Origin of the sequence: Janthinobacterium sp. BJB446, assembly GCF_002735655.1 — a bacterium.
Classification (GTDB): domain Bacteria; phylum Pseudomonadota; class Gammaproteobacteria; order Burkholderiales; family Burkholderiaceae_D; genus Janthinobacterium; species Janthinobacterium lividum.
On the sequence record NZ_PDZK01000003.1, the window covers coordinates 399,613 to 419,790 of the forward strand.

Here is a 20,178-nt window from a genome sequence, read left to right on the forward strand (position 1 = left end):
AACTGATTGTACTAGGCCTTTCGATGAATGGATAAAAAATCATCTTTTCTCAAGCTTAGTACAAGAGGTAGAATTTTCCGGTCGAGCAGTGAATATACGTCTATATGGGCCTGCGGAGTTGCCCCATGTCTCCGCCTCGATGGAACCGCGTATCGGCTCGTATCGGCGTATCGGGGTCACGTATCAGGGTCAGGTCCGCCATTCGGACACAGACTGATGCATTAAGCGCCGTAGAAGCTGGCTCAGTCGAAACCTAATTAGAACCACAAACGCGCGCCGCAGGCGCGCGGGGCTGCCGCGCAGCGGCAGCAGTCAGTAGATTCGGAGAGGGCCGGGCCGGTAGGCCCGCCCCCTTCGAATCCCCCGCGCAGGGCGCGCAGGCGCCCTGCTTCTCTCCGCGTACAGACGAAAAAAAAAGCTACCCGAGGGTAGCTTTTTCTTTTTCGTCTGTGGCGGAGAGGGGGATTCGAATCATGACTGGCAATGCGCGTGGATCGCCGATTTCGGTCGCTGGAAATTTGGGGCATATCCCAAACCATGCCCTTACCAAAAAAGCTGCTTAGTTACCAACATCCTCAGTTAAATCTAAGCGCGGTCTATGCGTAATGCAAGCCAAAGGGGGCTGTCGATCTATTGCTTAAGCCAGGTCTTCTTGACCCCATCAAAGTCTGGTGTCTTCCATTCTTGCTTCCAGAGCTCGAAGTAAGGTATGTCGTTGGATGACGGCGATGGATCGCATTGCGTTACCCTAACAAGCGACGGCATCACGACCGCTTCGCCAATGAGGAGCGCTTCGCCTGCGCCAAGCGTCGGTAACTTTTCGCACAGGTTGCCAAGTGTATCCGGAAGTAGGCGCGCCACATAGCTTTGATCGTTGGGATTAGTTAGCCTCATCGCCAGGAAGTTGCTACACTGGGAAAAAATAGTTTCAGAGATTTCCGATGGCCTCTGACTCGACAGGAGCAGCGTCACACCGTACTTTCGGCCCTCCTTCGCTATCCGCTCAATTGATAGCTTTGAGGATCTGAATTTTGCTAGGTCGCTATTAGGAACGTACTTATGTGCTTCCTCATAGACAAGCAGGATCGGCGCGTCAGTATTAATCGTTTCCCCGGCTTTGCTTCTTAATACCTTGTAGTAATAACCGTGCTCAAACACGATACGGGAAATGAGAGAAACTGTAATGCTCAACACTTCGAAGGGTACACCGCTCAGATCGATTACCGTAACGTTAGCACCCGTTTGGTTGTAGCCAAGTAGTCCCTTTAGCGTTCCTTCAAGCGTAGCAGTTTCAGCTGCCGCACCAAACAGGAAGTCCAGTCGCTCCTGAGCGATCTTTGATTCGAACCGGGTAAAAAATTTGTCCAGAGTACCATCTGCATAACTACCGTTCGAAATACTTTGCGGCTTTGTCGGATGAAACTTCAAACGACTTAAGAAGTACTTATCGAGACGCTCTTTTTCTGTAAGTAATAACCCATCGGTAGCCTCCGGCTTGCCGTCGGCCGCAAGCTTATAAGATGGGTCCACTACCATATACCGCCCTTCGCTCTTCGCATGAACGGTTTCACTCTTGATGTTGTACAGCGCGTTAAGCACCTCCTTCACATCAAATTTCAGTGGACTATCATAAAACACCGATTTCGCACCTGGATTGTGTTTCCGCTTGTTTTCGGTAACCAGGTTGCGAAAAACAGACGACTGGTTGTAATTATCACGCTCCCCGGTATCAAGTAGAATTTCTTCCAACTCGTCGCTATTGAGGAGCCAGTAAGGTAGGTTCAGGTTGCTAACGTCGAGAAAGTTTGCATTTGGGAACGCCGTCCTATACTCAGAATGGATGTCGAAAATGATGACGTGAGAATTGTTGAGTGTATAGTTTCCGTCCTTCGCTGAGACGGCAGTCTGAATGATTTTTGAAATCGTATGAGACTTCCCAGCGCCGGTCGAGCCAACTACCGCAATGTGCTTGTTGAAAAAACGATTTCCGTCAACCGGTATTTGAATCTTTGGATTAGATGACAGGGTGCTGAAGGCGAACTTTTTAGCCGGTTCGACCGAGTCTTCGAAGATTTTTTTGATGTCAGCTTCGGTGGCTGGTTTAACGCCAGTAGGAGGGATTGTCAATGTGTCGCCGCCCCTGATGAATTTTCCGTCGCTGATTATACCGAGCGGCAGGGCTTCAATAATATGGCGGCGCTGTGCCTTGTCATTCACCTCAATACAGAAGTTCTCAATAATTGCGATCAGCGCACAGTCCTCACTGTCCGTAATCCTTAGGTAAGAACCGACCTTAATGCTCTGGCCGCCGGAAAATTCAGCAATGTCGTCAACTGAGATCCGTACCTTGTCGGGAAATACTGCTATCACTTCTGCCTTCATCTGGTTTGCGTCTGTCATTTTAGAGAACCTCGTTAATGAAATAGCTGCCATCGACCTTAATTCTGTGATGCGGAACTCCCGATGGAATATGAACGGTATCCAGTGGCGATGACTTGAAGAAATCGAATAATTCCACCACAGTTCCATTTATTGCGAACACCACTTGGGCAATATCGTCGACGGATGGGATAAATTTGAGTCGTATTTGGTGGTCCTTGGTCGGTGGCGCTGCGAGAAGCACAGGCGAAAATGCGGCGCCATTGAACGCATGCCCATCTGAGATACTGATTCCCTGCCCAACCAAGCAGCCCTTGAGCGAGACCAAATCTGGTGGAGACAAGCCGAGCAAAAGAACATATGGGCAGAATCTGTCCTGCGCCGGTGTCCTCGCATGCTCGACGTGGGAAAAGCCGGTACCTATCCGAGCTAGCATCTCGACTGTTTTAGCCAGATCGAATTCGCTGTCCATATCGATGACAAAGATCCTGGATGCCTTAGGAACCTTTGTTGACGCGAACTTGAAGTGTTTGCGCTTGATAAGCTTGGCGTAGTATTCGTCACCAAATTTCTGACGCAGCCATAGGCTGAACACGATGTCTTTTCGATTCACTGCGATAAGAAATCTCGCCTTAGTTATCTTACGGTCCTTCACATCTGACTGAATAGCAAGTGTCTGAATCGCGTTTATCGCGTTGGGATAGTAAAAAATCTCAGCATCCTCTAGTTTGCATCCTGAGATTTGAGCCACTAGCAACTTGACTATCCGTTTTTGCTGCTCATCGTAGGAAGGTGCACGTACATCAATGTCCAATAGTTTTAGGAAGGTCTCAAGTTGCGCATCTGTCATTCCCAGCTCTAAATGTACTTCATGAGTGACCTTCTTGTGATCGTACGTCAGGAAGTTCTTCTTTAGAAAATCCAAATCGAACGTCGCAGACAACTTGTCTTGGCCATTTTGGTAATGTCCGTAAATTCGGTAGCGGGATTCCTGGGTTGGCGGGCAGCCTTTCGAATGAAAATGTCGCAGCATATGGATCACAGCATCCTTGATGACTGAGTGATTATATTCAGTTCCTTCATAGTATTTACACTGAACAAGTGCACTGTCGTCGCCATCGTCAAAGTCAATATCCTCAATTCCTTCGACCACGATGCTCGACTGAGGTGCGGCTGCCTCAAGCAGACGCTCGATAGTGTGATCAAATTGGTAAAAATATCCCTTGATAGTTGCATTAGCGGAGCGATTGACCATTACTAAATTCTATTTAAATAATATGAAAATTCGAATAGCCCGCCGCAGATCTGCGGCGCGCCCCCTACACAGATCATCAGCGTACACTACCCAAGCTCGGTAGTGAAAATCCTTTCCAAAAAACAACGTAGGTTTATGAACTATACTCCACAATTTTGCAAAAAAACACGTGCTTTCTCACACGGATAATGTATCTTCACGGAAAGCTATACGCAACAGAAGCAAGGGAAAATTATTCTGATGGCCAATGTAGTTTGAACCCAAGCTTTACCTATGCCACCGCCACTCCATGGCCGTGCAAAGCTCAGAACTAGTTAAGAAAATAAAATTTAACTTAAAAAATTTAGTACAATAATACGAAATATTTTTATTGAATTACAGAAATCCGTAACCAACTCCATTTTATAATCGATGATGTATCTGCTGCGTTGCTAGAATCGTGCGACCGTCACATCATCCAAACCATAAAAAATTCACTCAAGGGCGGTGATGGTGAACGTTGCATTTCCGAAGAAACCGGCGGTAACGTCGCCCAGCGTGTATCATGAAGCGACCGTAGATCTGTCAATCCGTCTAATGCATCAGGGTGTCACGTCTGCCGACGCATTGAAAATCGGACATGGGCTAATGAGGCACCCATGCGACTACGGCACCCTCCTCTACGAGACCCCGAAAGCTGAACCACCCGATTGGGCCAACTTCCTCGAAGCTAGCGCTCCCGGTCTCAAAACCAAACTAAGCGGCCAGCACTCTTCCGCTGTGCTTCTTATCGAGGCCGGGCCAGCCGGAGCCAAGAGGCTATTTGCCATTTGCTTCGGCCAAGGCCATCACGTCATAGATACAGACCGCATGGAGAGACAATTCGGTTTGCGTGTCGTCCTAAACAGCGTCGCGCGCGACAAGCTGCGAGGACTCGACAGCGCAAGCCTTGACTCAACAGTGATCCAACGCCGAACCCAAGCAAGTCGTGAAAGCGACTTACTTGAATTCGGACTCGATACCAATCGCGACCTATTGCGCTTAGCGTCAGGCAAACCAAGTGACATAGCACTGGCAAAGGTAATGTCAGGCAAGGATGCACTGCAAGTCCGCAAGAAAATCGCCATATCCAATTTACCCATATTCTGCGCAGATCTACTTCTCCTGTACGCGGCTACGGAGTACAAGAAAGACTTTAAATTTATCGACCAAGTAAGGCTGGTGCACAAAGGCGCACTGCTCGATACCCTTGATGACCAACTAATGGCAGAATTGACCGACGTGGTCGCTGGAAAGCCGTCCGACCTGCACCTAGCTGTGCCGGATTTTCTAGGACATGACCAGGAGCCCGAGCTTTGCTACTATGGTCCCAACCTGCCTTACAAAAAGAAACATTTCAGCACCTTAGCGATAGAAGACTACATCCTCGAGCTGACAAAAAATTTCGCGAGAAACAAAGGGATACTGGAAATCCGTTCCCATGAAGTCCGCGCGCTGAGTACAGACTCCAACAAGTCCTTCGCTAGCATGAAAGTGTACGACTGCTTTGTCTACGAGACTATGCACGCCAATACTAAATATGTGCTGTTCGACGGCCAGTGGTACGAAATTAGCGACGATTATTACCAAGAAGTAGAGGGAATCTATCTCGATTTGCTCAGGCCGGCGTTCCTTCTATCGTCCAACGCAAAGAATGAGCGGCTATTGATTACCGAGCTGTGCACTCCAGCCTACCCGGATCTGCTATGTATGGACCAAACGAAAGTCTCTCCTACCGGGGCTAGGGGTTCGAATATGGAACCCTGCGACTTCTTTTCCAAGAACAAGCAATTTATCCACCTTAAGGATTCTGAAACGTCGGCACCGCTCAGCCATCTGTGGAACCAAGGATTAGTTTCAGCGCAATCGCTCCGACGCGATAATAAATTCCGCAAGGATGCCCGCAAGCAAGCAGGCAAGCGCGAAACAGAACATGGTCGCACTGGCTTCGTCGACTTGATGCCCAAAGTGGCGAACATGAATCCGTCGGAATACACCATTGTGTTTGGTATTTTGAAGAAAAAGCACACACGCACGAAAAAACTTAACATTCCATTCTTCAGCAAGGTCGCGCTGCGTGGAGTCGTAGGCCAACTGTCCATGATGGGATACAGAACAGAAGTGCACTTGATCGAGAAACTCTAACAAATCTGCGCTTTGGCAAGATAGTACTGTGCAAGCAGTCTCTCCGCGCAACCCTACACAGCGATTTTCCAAGATATTCGTTACCGCCTAACCCAACCCCATATTCAAAAAATTGCTCTAAGCCGTTCTACCAAACACTGCAACCAAAGCCAAAATTTCCACCTGTTCGAAAGGACAGTGGTCGCCATTGGTAGGCAGCATGTTTCTCCATTGATTTTGTTGCATCGCCTTTCCATGAAATAGCCAGCGACAATGATCTTGCTCAGTCGCACAGTGTCCGTTGAGCACGAAGTGCGAATAAGCAGGTGTGAAGTTAGCTAATCGAAGGTTAGCTAACTTCACCTATCCTGCCCCGCTTCGCGCAGCGACTAAACCACAAAAATCGTCGGACACAACTTCGACCAAACCATCTTTTTACAGGTACGAAAGCAAATTTAGCAGGAATGTATGCCGAAACTAGCACGGTAGTTCCGCCCTGTGCAGCGACTGAAACCCTTAAATCACCGGGTAATACCTCGGTCGAACCATTTTTTTGCAGGTACGAGAGCAGATTTAGCAGGAATGTATGCCGAAAGTAGCACGGTTGATGAGCGGCAATAGGCAGCGTCCAATTGGGAACATTTGACATGCATCTGGGCCGGCCTTGATCAATGTCAGCAACAAATTTTTATAGTCTGCTGTACGAGTACTACACGGCAATAGCGCGTTTCTTCTCCGATAGCTGCGCCTTTCCGCGTGGACAGAAAGAGCTCCCCCTGGAGGCGGTCAAAACAATTGCTGGCAGGTATTGATGGCGTGAGATGCAAGCAGTCGCATGCACATGTGGCGGCGATACAGCAACAGGACCAATGAAATCGGGCCTCGCCAATGCATCTATGGCATGAGGAATTCGCTGTCGATCGCCCGAGATTTTAGCTGCTAAAGCTTCCACGGACCCGCTTCTGTGTCCCGCCTTGATCTCACACATAGTGCGCGGCAGGCTTGATCCAAGTGGTATGACAGGCCGATTCTTGTTGTACCAGCGATTACGGCATTCGATACTGGCCCCATGTTTTCGCAATAATGATTGCGAGCGCGTTTCCACGAAGGACGAATCGGTGACAGGGCAAGGCCTGCCACATATGCCATTCGCCCCGGTGCGGCCGCTGGCATTTTTGGTTCACGAAAGGGGACGCCATGAAAGCTGCGACAGCCGAATACCCGAAAGAGCGCCGCGTGGAACCTCGCATGGGTGAAGAGCGCTTCATCCGCCTGGGCGAAGTGCTGGCAACCTGCGGCAAATCGCGCAGCAGCGTTTATGCAGGCATCAGAGAAGGCACCTTCCCTGCTCCTGTCAAGCTGCAGGGACGTTCTTCAGCCTGGCTCAGAAGTGAAGTGCTACAGTGGATGCAGGCTTGCATTGATGCTAGCAGACCGGCAAGGACGGCATCCGCAGTAATCGATAACTCCTCAGACAATGATCGCATCTGCAATCACTGATACGGTTCCCCTGTTGACGGCCAGAAGCTGACCGAGCATGAACGGTAACTATTTGGAGTGCTACCGCAGGCGATGCTTCTCAAGATCTTTTCCAGTGCACATTTTGTAAAGAGAAGCGAGTTCTTTGAATACATCTTCAAGTTCATCTAGGGCATAGTTTATAAATCCATCAAGATGCATCTTGTCTTTTTCATCTTCCGGGTCCACGAAATAAATCAGACTTTGGCGGACATGCTCAAGGTCAGCAACCGCATCATACGCTGGCTGCAATGCTGAATAAAGTTTCTTATCCAGAGTTGCGACCTCTAGTAGATTCTTATCCATAACCTCGCGATGTGTCTCAGCAAGGTTAGAACCGCTTTTAAATTCGGAATTTGGATGTTTAATGCGGAAAAGTACTTTGCCATTCTTGGAAAATATGAATTCAAACTGACTTCCATCTTCTGACTCGTCTCGAATAGATTCGACGATATGTCTAATCGATTTTATTGCCCAATGGTTAATTTCACACTCTCTTGCAAGAAGTGTTCTTAGTGCTTGCTTTTTCCGCTCCTCACCACGATAACGACGCACCCCCTCAAAGAGCTCTTTCAATATAAAGAGTAGAACGGTCGCGATCACTGTAACGGGGAGAATAGTAAGTAGATTTACCATAGCTTTCTAACGTTTGAATTGAGTCCCCAAAATTTCACTAGGCACCGAGAAATGTCATTTCTGGTCAAGATAAATGCTCCACAAGGTTTCCAACGCCTCATAGTGGCCATTTTCCGCCGGAAATTGCCCGCTAGTGCAGCGTGGCAATTATGATAGAGCTTCAACTTAATTGACAACCTTTTCAATAAAAATTTCGACAAGAAAACCGCTTAAACGCTAAGAAAAATAGCGAGCGCCTGCGAAGGCACAGACGCCTCACTACATGCACTCACTTCCGCCGCTGCACTACCCTGGCATCCCTCATGGCCTCATTCAAATCATCTTCATCAATGCCCAATCCAAGGCAGCCAAAGATGCTGTCGGCACAGTAGTCGTACAGCAAATCAATCACCTCTGCGCTGCGCTCCTTCTGGATTTTCTCCAGCATGACCTGCATGTTGCTTCGCACGGTTTCGTCGGCCTCGACGCGGCTCAGCGCCGGGAATACAAGGCCGTGCAACCGCTCCAGCGCTTGCCTGCCAACCTGGCTTACGCAGCGCTCTACCTTTCTATCATCCATGGCAACTGGAAGCAGACAATGCCGCCTGACGGGCTTCGGTGGACGCATATGGGCCGCGTCGAACTCTGTGCGCGGATCCAGCCCGTCATGCAGCATCTGGCGGGCGACTGCGCGGCGGCATCGAGCAAGCGCCGACGAGACTTCCGGATAGTGGCCGAATGTCAGGGCATTTTCCTTGCCGTCCTTCTGGCGAAATTTCATGCGCCAGACCTTCGAGCCAGTCGGCATGACTTCAACATACAGGCCGTAGCCGTCGAATAACCTGAATGGTTTGTCCCCAGGCTCGGCCTGTATCAGCTGTTGCTCTGTCAGAGGTTCAATTCGTCTTGGCATGGCTGTCTCCTTAACGACGCGGCGCTGGCCACACCAGTTCCAGCGATCCATGATGGCCTGGCTTCGGCGTATCGCCGCGCTCGACGGCTTCCAGGTAGTCGGCCCACTCCTGCATCATCTTGCGGCGCTCCGCCAGGAACTGGGCGCGGTCGTAGGCGCTGGCCACCTTGTCCTTGGGCGCGTGCGCCAGCTGGCGGTCCACCACTTCATGGCGGTAGCCCAGGCGCTCCTTGATGGTGCTCATGGCCAGCGCCCGGAAGCCGTGGCCGGTCATGCGGCCTTTGTAGCCCATGCGGGCCAGCGCCACCAGCAGCGTGTTGTTGCTCAGCGGCTTGTCGTGGTCGCGCTGGTTGGGAAACAGGTACATGCCGCGGCCGGTGATGGTGTGCAGCTGGCGCAGCAAGGCCAGCGCCTGGCGCGAAAGGCAGACGTGGTGATTGGTCGTGTCGGGGTTGACGGTCAGCTTGCCGCGCTTCATGCGCTGCCAGGGAATGATCCACTCGCCGTTCTCCAGATCGACTTCGCTCCATGGCGTCTCTATCAGTTCGCTGGTGCGCACGAAGATCAGCAGCATCAGGCGCAGCGCGATGCGCGTCGGCTCGAACATCCGCGCCTCGTTACGCGCCAGCGTGTCCAGGAAAACGGGCAATTCATCGGCATCGATGGCGGCGAAGTGCGAAACGCGCTTGGTCTTCAGGACGTCTTTCATGTCCACCACCAAGTTACGGTCGGCCAGGCCGCACTGGATGGCATAGCTGAATATCTGCGAGCAGACGGCCTTCAGGCGATGCGCGATCTCGGTGGCGCCACGCGCCTCGATCTTGCGCAGCGTGGCAATCAATTCGCGGTGCCGGATTTCCGTAATCGGCCGGTCGCCGATACTTGGGAAAATATCGGCTTCCAGGCGCTGCAGCATGTTCCGTGCAGTGCGCTCGCTCCACGTCGGCACCTTGTTCGCGTACCACTCGCGGGCGATTTTCTCGAAGGTATTGGATGCTTTTTCGGCGGCGAGCCGCCTGGCGTCGTCTCGGTACTTGCCGGGGTCGATTCCCTGCAGCTGCAAGCGGCGCGCCTCCGTGCGCTTTTCACGCGCCACCATGATCGAAATTTCCGGATAAGGCCCGAAGGTCAGCGTATTTTCCTTGCCGTTCGATTGACGGAATTTCATGCGCCAGATCCGCGAGCCGCTGGGCATCACTTCAACGTACAGGCCGCCGCCATCGAACAGCTTGTATGACTTTTGCCTGGGCTTGGCATTTTTGACCTGGAACTCGGTCAGGGGAGGGATAATCTTGGCCATGGCTGGTCTCCTCAGCATATGCGTCAGAAATCACTTTAGACCGGCGAATGAGGGCTTGGTTGCTAGACTTGGGGTAAGCTGATCTGTATCTAGCTCCGATTTTTGCTGGCTGCAGCTGGACAGTGCTGGACGCCAGAATACAAAAAAACCGCTTTAGCACGGGCTAAAACGGTTTTTTGTGGACGTTCTGGGACTTCCTTGAACTGGCCAATTTGTATCTTTGGCGGAGAGAGGGGGATTCGAACCCCCGATAGAGTATTACCCTATACACGCTTTCCAGGCGTGCGCCTTCAGCCGCTCAGCCATCTCTCCTGAAGGCAATGCGCGCGTCTTGCTTGCTCACATTGTGTACTGCATATCGCTTGTCGCGAAGCCGCAGATTATAGCAAAGATTCTACGGACTGCCAAAGTTATTTACCCAGGGGTAAAAGTTTGGCCAGGCCTGCCGGAAGGATGCGCCCCGGTGGCGCGCACAGCCCTTCCGGCGGGACTGGCCTGTCTGTTAAGACGCTTCCTTCAACTGCTCCAGGATGGCCGGGTTTTCCAGGGTCGAGACGTCTTGCGTGATCGTCTCGCCCTTGGCCAGCACGCGCAGCAGGCGGCGCATGATTTTGCCGGAGCGGGTTTTCGGCAGGTTGTCGCCGAAGCGGATTTCCTTCGGTTTCGCGATCGGGCCGATTTCCTTGCCGACCCAGTTGCGCAGCTCCAGGGCCAGCTTCTTGGCTTCCTCGCCGGTCGGACGCGCCTGTTTCAGCACCACGAAGGCGCAGATCGATTCGCCTGTCGTGTCGTCCGGACGGCCCACCACGGCGGCCTCGGCCACCAGCGGGTTGGCCACCAGGGCCGATTCGATTTCCATCGTGCCCATGCGGTGGCCCGACACGTTCAAGACGTCATCGATGCGGCCCGTGATGGTGAAGTAGCCCGTGTCCTTATTGCGGATGGCGCCGTCGCCCGCCAGGTACATCTTGCCGCCCAGTTCTTCCGGGAAGTAGCTGGACTTGAAACGCTCGGGGTTGTTCCAGATCGTGCGGATCATCGATGGCCATGGACGTTTTACCACCAAAATACCGCCCTGGCCGTTCGGCACGTCCTGGCCCGCTTCGTCGACGATGGCGGCCATGATGCCAGGCAATGGCAGGGTGCAGGAACCTGGCACCATCGGCGTGGCGCCCGGCAACGGGGTGATCATGTGGCCGCCCGTTTCCGTTTGCCAGAAGGTATCGACGATCGGGCATTTCTCGCCGCCGATATGCTTGTAGTACCACATCCACGCTTCCGGATTGATCGGCTCGCCGACCGTGCCCAGCAGGCGCAGGCTGGTCAGGTCGTAGTTGCCTGGATGGACTTTCGGGTCCACGTCGGCTGCCTTGATCAGCGAACGGATGGCCGTTGGCGCCGTGTAGAAAATGCTGACGTTGTGCTTCTTGATGGTTTCCCAGAAACGGCCCGCGTTCGGGTAGGTCGGGATGCCTTCGAACACCACTTGCGTGGCGCCCACGGCCATCGGGCCATACGCGATGTAGCTGTGGCCCGTCACCCAGCCGATGTCGGCCGTGCACCAGAACACGTCGTCCGGCTTGATGTCGAAACTCCACTTCATCGTCAGCGCGGCCCACAGCAGGTAGCCGCCGCTCGAGTGCTGCACGCCCTTCGGCGTGCCCGTCGAACCGGAGGTGTACAAGATAAACAGTGGATGCTCAGCATCGACCCATTCCGGCTCGCATTGCGCCGACTGGCCTTCGACCAGGTCGTGCAGCCACGTGTCGCGGCCGGCCACCATCGGCAAGTCGCTGCCCGTACGTTTATACACGATGACGTTTTTCACGGAGTCGCAGCCGCCCAGCGCCAGCGCTTCGTCGACGATGGATTTCAATGGCAGCTTCTTGCCACCGCGCAATTGCTCGTCGCCCGTGATGACGGCCACGGCGCCCGCGTCGATGATGCGTTCCTGCAGGGATTTCGCCGAGAAGCCGCCGAAGACCACCGAGTGGGTGGCGCCGATGCGCGCGCAGGCTTGCATTGCGGCAACGCCTTCGACGGACATCGACATATAGATGATCACGCGGTCGCCCTTGGCGATGCCCTTGGCTTTCAGGCCGTTGGCGAACTTGCAGACTTTTTCGTGCAGCTCTTTATATGTTGCCCTGGTGACGGTGCCGTCGTCCGCTTCGAAGATGATGGCCGTCTTGTCGCCCAGGCCATTTTCGATATTGCGGTCCAGGCAGTTGTACGACACGTTCAGCTGGCCGTCTTCGAACCATTTGTAAAACGGGGCATTGTCTTCGTTCAGGGTGCGGGTGAACGGTTTCTTCCAGCTCAGGTTTTCGCGCGCCAGCTTGGCCCAGAAGCCTTCATAGTCGGTTTCCGCCTCTTTCACCATGGCGCGGTAGGCGTCCATGCCGGAAATGGTGGCCTGTGCGGCAAACGCCGCCGATGGGTCAAATACGCGCGACTCTTCCGGTCCCTGCTGTTCCGTGCCCTGCCCTTGGTTTTCTGTAGCGCTCATGCTTGTCTCCAGTGTAGTAATTGTTTGCTAACACGATAGACCCCGTGTCTTACGGACGCCTTACATGTCGCGTTTATGCAGCGTTTTACCCCTATCAATGCTAACCATAAGCGCCTTCGGCAATGGGAGTCAAGGGGACGCCGTACAGTATTTTCACTGGGAAAATGCATGCTGCGCCGAAGGTTCAATACCACTTCATGTTTCATCAAACCTAATAATCAGGAGCAAGGCCATGCGCAGTAATCAGCAGCAAGTGTAAAATGTCGGGCATACCAAAAATTGGTATTTACTCCCCCAGGAAACCCCACATGATCGACCACCTACCACCGTCATCCAAACATACCAAGCTGCACCCGCTGTCCTCCTTCATCTTCATGTCGCGCTGGCTGCAGTTGCCGCTGTACCTGGGCCTGATCCTCGCACAATGCGTGTATGTCTTCCATTTCTGGGTGGAATTGTCCGACCTGATCGGCGCCGTGTTCGGCAATGATGCAGCCCTGCAGCACGTGCTGACGGCCGTTGCCGTGCCGGGCAGCGCCCTGCCGACCAAGCTCAATGAAGCGACCATCATGCTGGTGGTATTAGGCCTGATCGACGTCGTCATGATTTCGAACCTGCTGATCATGGTCATTATTGGCGGCTACGAAACCTTCGTTTCGCGCATGCACCTCGATGACCACCCAGACCAGCCGGAATGGTTGTCGCACGTCAATGCTTCCGTGCTGAAGACGAAATTGGCGATGGCCATCATCGGCATCTCGTCCATCCACCTGTTGAAGACATTTATCAATGCCAATTCCTACAAGATGGAAGTGATCATCGCGCAAACGGTAATCCACATGGTCTTCATCATTTCGGCCATGGCCATTGCGTACACCGACCGCATCATGACGGTAACCCAGAACCAGGCACGACCGCATTAAGGAGCGCTCCTGCACTACCGTACTAATTAGCAAGCAGCACCAAGCATCAAGTAACTAGCATCAAAGTCTTACCCTTCTTATCCACCGCGAGAACACCATGACTGTCATAAAGCAAGAAGACCTGATCGAATCCGTCGCCGCAGCGTTGCAGTACATTAGCTACTACCACCCTGCTGATTACATCGAGCACCTGGCGCGCGCCTACGCGGCCGAGCAAAGCCCGGCGGCAAAAGATGCGATCGCGCAAATCCTGACCAACTCGCGCATGTGCGCAGAAGGCAAGCGTCCTATCTGCCAGGACACGGGTATCGTCAACGTCTTCCTGAAAATCGGCATGGGCGTGCGCTTCGAAGGTTTCAGCGGCACGGTTACCGACGCCGTCAACGAAGGCGTGCGCCGCGCGTACAACTTCGACGACAACAAGCTGCGCGCTTCCATCGTGGCCGACCCGCATTTCGACCGCAAGAACACCAAGGACAACACGCCAGCCGTCGTGCACATGGAATTGGTTGAAGGCAATACCGTCGACGTGAAAGTGGCTGCCAAGGGCGGCGGCTCGGAAAACAAATCCAAGATGATCATGATGAACCCGTCCGATTCGCTGGTGGACTGGGTCATGAAGACCGTGCCGACCATGGGCGCCGGCTGGTGCCCGCCTGGCATGCTGGGCATCGGCATCGGCGGCACGGCCGAAAAAGCCATGCTGATGGCAAAAGAAGTGTTGATGGAAGACATCGACATGTTTGAGCTGAAACAACGCGGCCCGCAGAACAAGCTGGAAGAACTGCGTATCGAGCTGTGCGACAAGATCAACTCGCTGGGGATCGGCGCGCAAGGCCTGGGCGGCCTGACGACCGTGCTCGACGTCAAGATCATGATGCACCCGACGCACGCCGCGTCGAAGCCTGTCGCCATGATCCCGAACTGCGCCGCCACGCGCCACGGCCACTTCGTGCTGGACGGCTCGGGCCCCGCCTACATGGAACCGCCATCGCTGTCGTCGTGGCCGGAAGTGCATTGGACGCCGGACACGGAAAAATCCAAGCGCGTCGACCTGAACACCCTGACGAAAGAAGAAGTCGCTTCGTGGACGCCGGGCCAGACCTTGCTGTTGAACGGCAAGATGCTGACGGGCCGCGACGCCGCGCACAAGCGCATCCAGGACATGCTGGCCAAGGGCGAAGAATTGCCGGTCGATTTCAAGAACCGCGTGATCTACTACGTCGGCCCAGTCGACCCGGTACGCGACGAAGCCGTCGGCCCGGCCGGTCCGACGACCGCCACGCGCATGGACAAGTTCACCGACATGATGCTGGAAAAAACGGGATTGATCGCCATGATCGGCAAGGCCGAACGGGGACCAGTGGCCATCGAATCGATTCAGAAGCACCAGTCGGCCTATCTGATGGCTGTGGGCGGTGCCGCCTACCTGGTGTCGAAAGCCATCAAGCATGCCAAGGTGCTGGGCTTTGCCGACATGGGCATGGAAGCGATCTACGAATTCGACGTGGTCGACATGCCAGTGACGGTGGCCGTGGATGCGAAAGGCACCTCGGTGCACAACACGGGCCCGAAAGAGTGGCAGGCGAAGATCGAGCAACTCAATAGCGTCAGCAAGATTCCCGTGACGGTTGCTTAAACAAGCACTACCATTAACGCCGCGCGGCAACACAGCGCGGCGTTTTTTTATCTTCTTCGGCTTTATATGACTTCTATTGCAAGCAATGCCCGCCCGGACGCGCCCATCGGCATTTTTGACTCCGGCGTGGGCGGCCTGTCGGTGCTGCGCCATATCCGCGCGCAGCTGCCGCAGGAAGACCTGATTTACTTTGCCGATTCCGGCTATGCGCCGTATGGCGACAAGACGGAACAGCAAGTGGTCGACCGTTCGCTGGCGATCACCGCCTTTTTATTGCAGCAAGGCGCGAAAGCGCTGGTGGTGGCGTGCAACACGGCCACCATCGCCGCCATCAAGGCGCTGCGCGCGCGCTATCCCGACCTGCCCATCGTCGGCGTCGAACCGGGCCTGAAACCGGCGGCCGCCATCAGCCGCAATGGCAAGATCGCCGTGCTGGCCACGGAACGCGCCTTGCGTGGCGACAAGCTGCTGGCCCTGCGCGAGCAGGTGAGCGCCGCCACGGGCGCCACATTCATCTTGCAGCCCTGCATCGGCCTGGCCGACCGCATCGAACAGTGCGAGCTGGGCACCGATCCGCAGGACGCCACCAGCGCCATGCTGGAACGCTACATCGCCCCCATGCTGGAACAAGGCGTCGACACACTGGTGCTGGGCTGCACGCACTACCTGTTCGTGCAGGACGCCATCGAACGCACGGTGCGCACCCACACGCAGGAACAGATCACCCTGGTGGACACGGGCGACGCCGTGGCGCGCCAGCTGGCCCGTCTGCTCGATGCGGCAAGCTTGCGCCGCATTAACAATGACGCACCACGACTGCAAGGCTACACGACGGCCAAGGTCGAATCCCTGGCGAAAGCCTTCGCCGGTTTGCTGGACTTGCAGCCTCCCGTCGAACACCTATCCGTGTGAGCGGCGTGAGCAAAAGCGACCGTTTTCATGCAATCTTTCGATTCTTTAAAAAAGACTGCATTTAGATTTGCCACTTTGCCGAGTTCTTTGTATAATTCGGCACCTGTTCAGCAAAACAGCTAAACAGGTAAGTAAGACAGTGGTGGCTGTAGCTCAGTTGGTAGAGTCCAGGATTGTGATTCCTGTTGTCGTGGGTTCGAGCCCCATCAGCCACCCCACAGAATTAGTGGTAAATAAAAAGGGTTACATGCTTCGGCTTGTAATCCTTTTTTGTTTTCAGGATGATTCTTTGCGAGCAAGCATCGCACATATTAATCACAGGCAGGACAGGCAGCCAACACTGCCCGCCAGTCCACACAGAGCCGCCTGATTTTACGATTTCGTCGTCAGCGCAGGGTGCTGCGCATCGACACAATAACCATTCCAGTACACTTCCTCGAACGAGGTCAAGGAAATCCCTTTTCTTGACGCCTCTTTGTCCTGCATGCTGGCTTCATCCATCTCGACAATATAAGTGTCAAAGGTGTTCAGCTTTTCATGATCGGCACTGACGGAAACAAAACGCGTGCCGCCGGTATATGCCCCAAAGCCATTCTTGCCGTCAACGATACCGCACACGACGATTTCCATCGTTTCGCTATCCTTGCGCTTGTGAACGAGATACGAGGAGCGGATCACCGTCGAATCGGGATCTTTCATTTTCGCCTTCAACGCCTTGAGGGCATCGTCCTTTGCCCAGCCATCGGGTCCGGCCATCTTGTTACGCACATAATAGCCTGCAGCCATTAACGATGGCACGCCAATAACGAGCACCACCACAGCAATCAGCAACCACTTCAGAAATTTCATACCCACCCTTCAAAAACCAATATCAGAGAATGCGCCGGCCGTGCAAATACACTGCCAGCGAGCAATAAAACTCTCGCATGATCATTTGAATATGCCTGAATGTCAACTTTCAAAATACCGGGCATTCGCACGCCAGGTTTGGCCAGTTTGCTCACGGCACCAGCATCACCTGGAGCCAATGGCAACACGTTCGGAACAAGAATTGTGCGAACGCAACGAGGGACACCCGATGCGGAAGCCGTGCTTATGCTTGCGCACGGCATAGGGAGACAATCCCGGCACCTGCGGGACGAAGTTCTTTCGTGCAAGCGGGGCAGCTTAACCCCAGGCAGGCAAAGGCTCGCCAGGCAGTGCTTGATGACGCGAAAACCTAGCCCGCCAGCACCGACTGCACCGTCGTCGCCAGGTCGTCCAGGCGCACGGGTTTGACGAGGAAGTGGCGGAAGCCCACGGCCAGCGCATCGTCCATGTACATGGGCAGGCTGTGGCCCGTGACGGCGATCAGCACGGCGTTGGCCGTCTCGGGATTGTGGTGCAGGCGGCGGCCGATTTCGATGCCGCTGATGCCGGGCATTTCGATGTCGAGGTAGACGGCATCGGGCACGCACAGCTTGACTTGCTCGACGGCCATCTGCCAGTTGCGCACCACCACCGCGTGGTGGCCCAGCGCTTCGAGCAGCATGGCCAGCGATTCGCCCACTTCCTGGTTGTCGTCGACCACCAGCAGATTCAATTTGCGCGCAGCACTTGCCGGCTGGTCGCCCTGACGGCGTTCCACGGGGGGATTGCCTGGTGTCGTTTCAGTTGTCTGGCTCATTGTACGTTTACGTCTGACGGCTGCAAAAGCGGGAGTATACAAGAAGCGCGCGCAATGCCGCCGCACCCGAGCAATGGTGCCAGGCGGCAATCCAAGCCGCCCGCTGTACCGGGCCAGCAACACTTCTCCGCCCGCAGGCAGCCATATGGCCACTACGCAATATTCGCAATTGACGGATAAAATGAGAATCATTATCATTATCATCCCCTTGCGCCGGATGTCCACGCCACGATGTTGTCGCGCCGCCTTGCCGAACGCGCAAACATTGTCATTACGGAGATCCATGCATGGCTGCCACACCTTTCACACTGCCCTTTTCGCTGCGCCCGTGCGCGCTGGCCATCGCCCTCGCCTGCCTGGGCGTTTCTTTTTCCGCGCAGGCACAGGAGGCCAATACCGCCGATGACGCCGGCCCCATCCTGGAATCCATCCAGGTCAGCAGCAATCTGCTGGGCACCAGCATGGCCGCCAGCACGAAGAATTTCGCGGGCGCCCGCACGGTGGTGCAAAAGGATGACATCGAGAACTCGGGCGCTACCAGCCTCAGCGACGTGATGCGCCGCATTCCCGGCGTGCAGATCAGCGACAACTCGGGCAGCGCCGGCAGCGCCATTTCACTGAACATCGGCGTGCGCGGCCTGGCCGGACGCTATTCGCCGCGCAGCACGGTCTTGCTGGACGGTATCCCGATGTCGGTGGCGCCGTATGGCCAGCCGCAACTGTCGTTCGCGCCCGTCAGCCTGGCCAATGTGGAAACGGTCGACGTGGTGCGCGGCGGCGGCGCCGTGCGCTTCGGCCCGCAAAACGTGGGCGGCATCATCAACTTCAAGACGCGCCGCGTGCCCACCACGCCAGGCGTGACGGGCGACGCCACCGTCCGCTACAACTCGTACAGCGAAGTGGGCCACAACACGCAGGCCAGCGTCTTTGCCGGCACCCAGCTCGACAGCGGCCTGGGCCTGGCCGTGCTGTATTCGGGCATCCGCGGCAGCGACTGGCGCGTGGGCAGCGATGAGAAGGTCAACGACTTCGCCCTCAAATTCCGCTACGACCTGAGCCCGACGGCCGAGGTGTACGCCAAGCTGTCCTACTACGACGTGACGTCGCGCACGCCGGGCGGCCTGACCGCCGCCCAATACAAGGCTGACCCGTTCCAGAACACGCGCCCGACCGATTACTGGAGCGGCGAGCGCAAGGCCTTCGACATCGGCTACCTGAACGCCATTTCCAGCACGCAGGAATTCGAAGTGCGCGCCTATTACAACAAGAGCTCGCGCGAAAGCACCCTGATCAACGCTGGCCGCACGGGCCTGGGCCGCCAGCCGCGCAACTATGAAACGACGGCCATCGAGCCGCGCTACACGCAGCGCTTCACGACCGGCAGGGTATCGCAGGACATCACCGTCGGCTATCGCTACCTGGCTGAACGGGCCGACGAGACCATCTACAACATCGTCATCGCCAGCGGTGTAAGGCAAAAGCCGACGCGCTTCGCCGACAATTCCACCGATGCGCAAGCCGTGTATATCGACGACAAGATCGCCATCGATGCCTGGCGCATCACGCCCGGCGTGCGCTATGAACACATCAAGACGGAACGCTTCAACCACTTGCCGACCGACCAGAAGATCGAGTTGCTCAACAATAAGGCCCTGCCTTCGCTGAACGTGGCCTACTTGCTCAACAACAACGTGACCCTGTTCAGCAACTACAACAGCTCGTTTGGCGCCGTGCAAAACACGCAGCTGAACTCGCAATCGGACAAGAATCCGCTGCAGCCGGAACTGGCCAAGACGGCCGAACTGGGCGCGCGCTGGAAGAGCGGTCAGCTGTCGGCCGAAGCGACCTTGTTCAACATCAAGTTCGACAACCAGATCCAGTCCGTCGGCAGCGGCGAAAGCGCCGTCTTCTACAACGTGGGCGCCACGCATCACCGGGGCCTGGAAACGGCCATCGACTACCATTTCGACAAGTCCGGCCCACTGGCCGGCTTGAATGCCTACGCCACCTACACCTACACCAAGGCGACCTTGCAGGATGGCGTGAATGCGGGCAATGACGTGCCCTTCTATTCGCGCAACACGGATACCGTCGGCGCCCACTACCAGCTGGGCGCCTGGGGCTTCGACCTGTCGAGCAACCACCAGAGCCGCCAATTCGCCGACGAAGCCAACACCGTGGCGGAAAACGCGGCCGGCAACCTGGGCGTCATTCCCGGCTTCCGCACCTGGAACACGCAAGTGAAATGGAAAGTGCCGGGCCAGGCGGGCCTGGAGCTGGTCGCCGGCGTCAACAACCTGAGCGACAAGCGCTACTTCACGCGCACATCGGACGGCAACCTGGGCAAGATGGTGGGTGCGCCGCGCATGGTCTACCTGCAGGGCCGCCTGGCGTTCTGAGCTGATCC

The 20,178-nt window shown here is 55.2% G+C and carries 14 protein-coding genes and 2 tRNA genes; 7 read left to right on the top strand and 9 right to left on the bottom strand.

What is annotated here, in order from left to right; all coding sequences use genetic code 11:
* Positions 1–630: 630 nt before the first annotated feature.
* Positions 631–2,400 (bottom strand): anti-phage-associated helicase HerA, encoded by a 1,770-nt coding sequence (gene herA / locus CSQ92_RS21215; protein ID WP_099395305.1) that lies wholly within the window; start codon positions 2,398–2,400, stop codon positions 631–633.
* A 1-nt stretch (position 2,401) separates the two neighbouring features.
* Entirely contained in the window at positions 2,402–3,634 is a 1,233-nt protein-coding gene (locus tag CSQ92_RS21220) for a DUF4297 family anti-phage-associated protein (RefSeq protein ID WP_099395306.1), read from the bottom strand.
* Between the two features lie 489 nt (positions 3,635–4,123).
* Between CSQ92_RS21220 and CSQ92_RS21225 the strand changes: the two genes are divergently transcribed.
* Together CSQ92_RS21225 and CSQ92_RS21230 are read left to right on the top strand one after the other, a co-directional pair.
* A complete protein-coding gene (locus tag CSQ92_RS21225) occupies positions 4,124–5,797 on the top strand; it encodes a DUF6119 family protein (protein WP_099395307.1) in 1,674 nt (557 codons plus the stop codon).
* A gap of 1,176 nt (positions 5,798–6,973) precedes the next feature.
* A complete protein-coding gene (locus CSQ92_RS21230) occupies positions 6,974–7,276 on the top strand; it encodes a helix-turn-helix transcriptional regulator (protein ID WP_099395308.1) in 303 nt (100 codons plus the stop codon).
* A 60-nt stretch (positions 7,277–7,336) separates the two neighbouring features.
* On the opposite strand, the gene CSQ92_RS28890 is transcribed toward CSQ92_RS21230, so the two are convergent.
* From CSQ92_RS28890 to acs, 5 genes are all read right to left on the bottom strand, one after another.
* Positions 7,337–7,930, bottom strand: coding sequence for a hypothetical protein (locus CSQ92_RS28890; protein WP_143450414.1), 594 nt, complete (start codon positions 7,928–7,930; stop codon positions 7,337–7,339).
* 268 nt (positions 7,931–8,198) lie between these two features.
* A complete protein-coding gene (locus CSQ92_RS21240; protein WP_180277078.1) occupies positions 8,199–8,822 on the bottom strand; it encodes a DUF4102 domain-containing protein in 624 nt (207 codons plus the stop codon).
* 10 nt (positions 8,823–8,832) lie between these two features.
* Positions 8,833–10,122 carry a tyrosine-type recombinase/integrase gene (locus tag CSQ92_RS21245; RefSeq protein ID WP_099395311.1) on the bottom strand — a complete coding sequence of 430 codons (1,290 nt, stop codon included), beginning with the start codon at positions 10,120–10,122 and terminating at the stop codon, positions 8,833–8,835.
* A gap of 221 nt (positions 10,123–10,343) precedes the next feature.
* Positions 10,344–10,434: transfer RNA gene (locus CSQ92_RS21250), tRNA-Ser, on the bottom strand.
* Between the two features lie 190 nt (positions 10,435–10,624).
* Complete coding sequence (acs, locus tag CSQ92_RS21255; protein ID WP_099395312.1) at positions 10,625–12,631, bottom strand: acetate--CoA ligase; 2,007 nt, start codon at positions 12,629–12,631, stop codon at positions 10,625–10,627.
* Positions 12,632–12,939: 308 nt separating this feature from the next.
* Between acs and CSQ92_RS21260 the strand changes: the two genes are divergently transcribed.
* From CSQ92_RS21260 to CSQ92_RS21275, 4 genes are all read left to right on the top strand, one after another.
* Positions 12,940–13,554, top strand: a complete 615-nt coding sequence (locus tag CSQ92_RS21260; RefSeq protein ID WP_034784515.1) for a YqhA family protein — start codon at positions 12,940–12,942, stop codon at positions 13,552–13,554.
* 97 nt (positions 13,555–13,651) lie between these two features.
* Positions 13,652–15,193: a fumarate hydratase gene (locus CSQ92_RS21265; protein ID WP_034784516.1), complete on the top strand. Its 1,542-nt coding sequence runs from the start codon at positions 13,652–13,654 to the stop codon at positions 15,191–15,193.
* A 66-nt stretch (positions 15,194–15,259) separates the two neighbouring features.
* The gene (murI, locus tag CSQ92_RS21270) at positions 15,260–16,105 is read left to right on the top strand and encodes a glutamate racemase (protein WP_070257173.1); all 846 of its coding nucleotides are present in this window, start codon (positions 15,260–15,262) and stop codon (positions 16,103–16,105) included.
* 142 nt (positions 16,106–16,247) lie between these two features.
* A tRNA-His gene (locus CSQ92_RS21275) sits at positions 16,248–16,323 on the top strand.
* 154 nt (positions 16,324–16,477) lie between these two features.
* On the opposite strand, the gene CSQ92_RS21280 is transcribed toward CSQ92_RS21275, so the two are convergent.
* Both CSQ92_RS21280 and CSQ92_RS29115 read right to left on the bottom strand, forming a co-directional pair.
* Complete coding sequence (locus CSQ92_RS21280; RefSeq protein ID WP_092611764.1) at positions 16,478–16,954, bottom strand: hypothetical protein; 477 nt, start codon at positions 16,952–16,954, stop codon at positions 16,478–16,480.
* A 370-nt stretch (positions 16,955–17,324) separates the two neighbouring features.
* Positions 17,325–17,771, bottom strand: coding sequence for a response regulator (locus CSQ92_RS29115; protein WP_161789566.1), 447 nt, complete (start codon positions 17,769–17,771; stop codon positions 17,325–17,327).
* Between the two features lie 287 nt (positions 17,772–18,058).
* On the opposite strand from CSQ92_RS29115, the gene CSQ92_RS21290 reads away from it, so the two are divergent.
* Positions 18,059–20,170 (top strand): TonB-dependent receptor family protein, encoded by a 2,112-nt coding sequence (locus CSQ92_RS21290; protein ID WP_099395314.1) that lies wholly within the window; start codon positions 18,059–18,061, stop codon positions 20,168–20,170.
* The last annotated feature ends 8 nt before the right edge of the window (positions 20,171–20,178 follow it).